Source organism: Bradyrhizobium sp. MOS001, from assembly GCF_004634465.1.
In the GTDB taxonomy this organism is placed as follows: domain Bacteria; phylum Pseudomonadota; class Alphaproteobacteria; order Rhizobiales; family Xanthobacteraceae; genus Bradyrhizobium; species Bradyrhizobium barranii.
Genome location: NZ_SPVJ01000132.1, coordinates 1 through 3,030, shown reverse-complemented (window position 1 = coordinate 3,030; position 3,030 = coordinate 1). Strand labels below are relative to the sequence as shown.

Annotated in this window: 2 protein-coding genes; one reads left to right on the top strand and one right to left on the bottom strand. The window is 59.4% G+C overall.

The annotated features are described in order from the left end of the window. Positions 1-268 precede the first annotated feature (268 nt). Positions 269-1,300 (bottom strand): IS110 family transposase, encoded by a 1,032-nt coding sequence (locus CT676_RS43355; protein ID WP_135217324.1) that lies wholly within the window; start codon positions 1,298-1,300, stop codon positions 269-271. A 142-nt stretch (positions 1,301-1,442) separates the two neighbouring features. On the opposite strand from CT676_RS43355, the gene CT676_RS43350 reads away from it, so the two are divergent. Further along, on the top strand, positions 1,443-2,999 hold the full coding sequence (locus CT676_RS43350) for an ISL3 family transposase (protein WP_135217323.1): 1,557 nt from the start codon (positions 1,443-1,445) through the stop codon (positions 2,997-2,999). Positions 3,000-3,030 lie beyond the last annotated feature (31 nt).

Here is a 3,030-nt window from a genome sequence, read left to right as displayed (position 1 = left end):
GGCTCTGACTCATATGTGGAACGGCCCGGGCTGCAAGATCTTTCTCTGGTTGAACAAGGGATGACGGTGCGGTCATATGTCCGGCCTTTGAACGCGGCACCCGGCCGCTGGCCACGATGATATCCGCGGAAGCAATCGCCCAATCAATTTCTCGCGCTCGAAGCGCAGTGAGTCAGGCGGTCTGATTGCTACCGAGAATGTCGTCATTCAGGGTTCATCCAGATTTGCACCTTGCCTCTTCGGCAGCTTCTGCTTCTGCCGGTGAGCTTTAAGATTTCAGCATTGCCGCCGGTGGCTGATAGATGCCGCCTCTGACCAGCAAAGCCCAGATGGTGCGCGCAATCTTGTTGGCCAGCGCCACCGACACGACCTTCACCGGCCGTCTTTGCAGCATGGTCCGAACCCAGAGCGGGACCTTCAAGCCTCTTTTGGCAAGCTTGATGATCGAGGTCGCGCCGACGATCAAGAGCGTCCGGAGTTGCCGATTTCCACGTTTTGATATCGCCACGAGCCTTTCTTTCCCGCCGCTAGACCGTGCCCTCGGCGTTAGCCCCGTCCAAGCCGCAAAATCTCGTGCGGTCGCAAAGCCACGAGGATCCAAGACCGATGTCCGAACAGTAGCTGCGATGAGAGGACCGACACCGGGTATGCTCATCAGACGCCTAGCATCTGGATCCTTTCTGACGACAACCATAATCTCCCTGTCAAGCTTCTCTATGCGGGTTGTAAGTAGCTCAATCTGTTCAGCGAATTGGATCAGGGCAAAGCGGGCGGCGCCGGGGATCCTGTTATCTCTTTCATCGCGAAGCAGCACCAGGAGCTTCGCGATGCTTGCCATGCCTGTCCCCGCGATGATGCCCAACTCGGCCATATGAGCGCGCAGGGCATTTGCAGTCTGGCTGCGCTGCTTCATCAACATCTCTCGCGTTCGCAAAATCATGCCGGCTGCTTGTTGTTCGACGGTCTTCACCGGTACGAACCGCATTGTCGGGCGGGTGACCGCCTCACAAATGGCTTCAGCATCCGCCATGTCGGTCTTGTTTCGTTTGACGTAGGGCTTCACGTAGGCTGGCGGCATCATGCAGACCGAGTGGCCCAAGGCCGCGATCTCGCGCGCCCAGTGATGTGCACTCGCACAAGCCTCCATGCCTACCAAGCAGGCGGGGAGTCCTCGAAAGAATGGCAACACCTGCGATCGTCGCAACGTGCGCCGAACCAAAACTTCTCCGTTTTCGGCGATGCCGTGAACTTGAAAGATCGACTTGGCCAAATCCAAACCCACCGTGATAATCTTTTCCATGGAACGGTCCTTCCTTTGTGGCGCCTCTCCAAGCGACCACGTTAGGCACTTTTGATGCCGGTTCGAAGGGCCGTTCCACACCATCACTTTTGATGCAGTTCGAGGGATGTCTGGCGCTTTGATTTGGGGGAGAATCAGCGCCATGCAGCAGGCACTCCAGCGCTCCAGTCTGGTGCCGAGTGGATTTGTTGTAGAGAGTGCGTACTACGAAGGTGATAAGGCTGTTATTGCGGTCCGGGCGTCGGGAAGCATTGGTCTGTGCCCATCTTGCGGAACGGTTTCCCGACGCGTCCATAGCCGATACCGGCGTCGTGTGACTGATCTTCCCCTTTCGGGGCGGATCGTACAGCTTCTGGTGATTGCTCGTCGCTTCCGTTGCGGCGCCGTCCTATGCGGGCGCCAAATCTTCACCGAGCGCTTCGCCGAAGGGGTGCTGGCACCGTCGGCGCGACGCACGGCAAGGCTGGACTCTATCGTCCATCACCTCGGTCTGGCACTTGGCGGTCGACCGGCAGCAGGCTTCGCAAAACGGCTAATGCTGCCGGTGAGCAAGGATACGCTCCTTCGCGTGGTCCGACGCCGTAGCCGTCCGCCAGCTGATCCGCTCAGGGTTATCGGCATTGATGATTGGGCCTGGCGGCGCAACCACAGATACGCCAGCATCATCTGCAACCTGGAGCGGCGCCGAGTAGTCACCCTGCTCCCGGATCGGGAGCCCGCAACTGCCCAAGCCTGGCTCGCTGCTCATCCCACGATCGCGATCGTTGCCCGTGACCGTGGTGGGGGATATGGCGAAGCGACAGCAAGAGCCTTACCGCATGCGGTACAGGTTGCAGATCGTTGGCATCTGATGGAGAACGCCAGTCGGGCCTTCCTCGATGCCGTTCGCAAATCGATGCGCCAGATACGCACAGTGATCGGCGCGACCACGATTGATCCCAAGCTGCTAACAGCCGCAGAGCGGATCCAGTATGAGGGTTATCTGCGCCGCGAGGAGACCAATGCGGCTATCCTGGCTCTGTCGAAGAATGGCATACCCATCAAGCAGATCGTGCGTCAGACTGGTCACAGCAGGCAGCTGGTACGGCAGGCGATTCGCGGCGAACGACACGATGTCTTCCGGACCCGGCAAAGTTCGTTGGACTTACACTTGCCGTGGCTCGACGATCAGTGGGCGTCCGGCTGCCGAAACGGGGCTGAACTTTGGCGTCGTTTAACGGCGCGTGGCTTCAGAGGCTCGCTCCGCGTCATCAGCGAGTGGGCGACCCGCAGACGAAGGGCTGAAAAGCCCGACGCACGAAACCTTCAGCGGATTCCATCGGCCAGAACGATCGCGCGCCTCATGACAATCGGCGGAGATCTGCTCACGAAAGCAGAGACCGTCACGGTCGCGGCAATCGAAGCTGGCGTACCATCCTTGGTCGAGGCTCGCGAGATCATCGCCGAATTCCACTTGATGATCCGACGCAGAGCCGAAGCAGGGCTCACGCCGTGGATCGACCGCGCCCGCGCCAGTCTCGTGACTTCCTTCGCCAGCGGCGTCACGAAGGATGAAGCGGCGGTTCGGGCGGCAATCACTTCGCCCTGGTCCAACGGACAGACTGAAGGTCAGATCACCCGCCTCAAGCTCGTGAGAAGGCAGATGTACGGTCGCGGGAAAATCGATCTCCTTCAGGCCAGGCTAATCGGTGCAGAATAATCGGAGCTGCACCAAAATTGCGTCAGAGCCA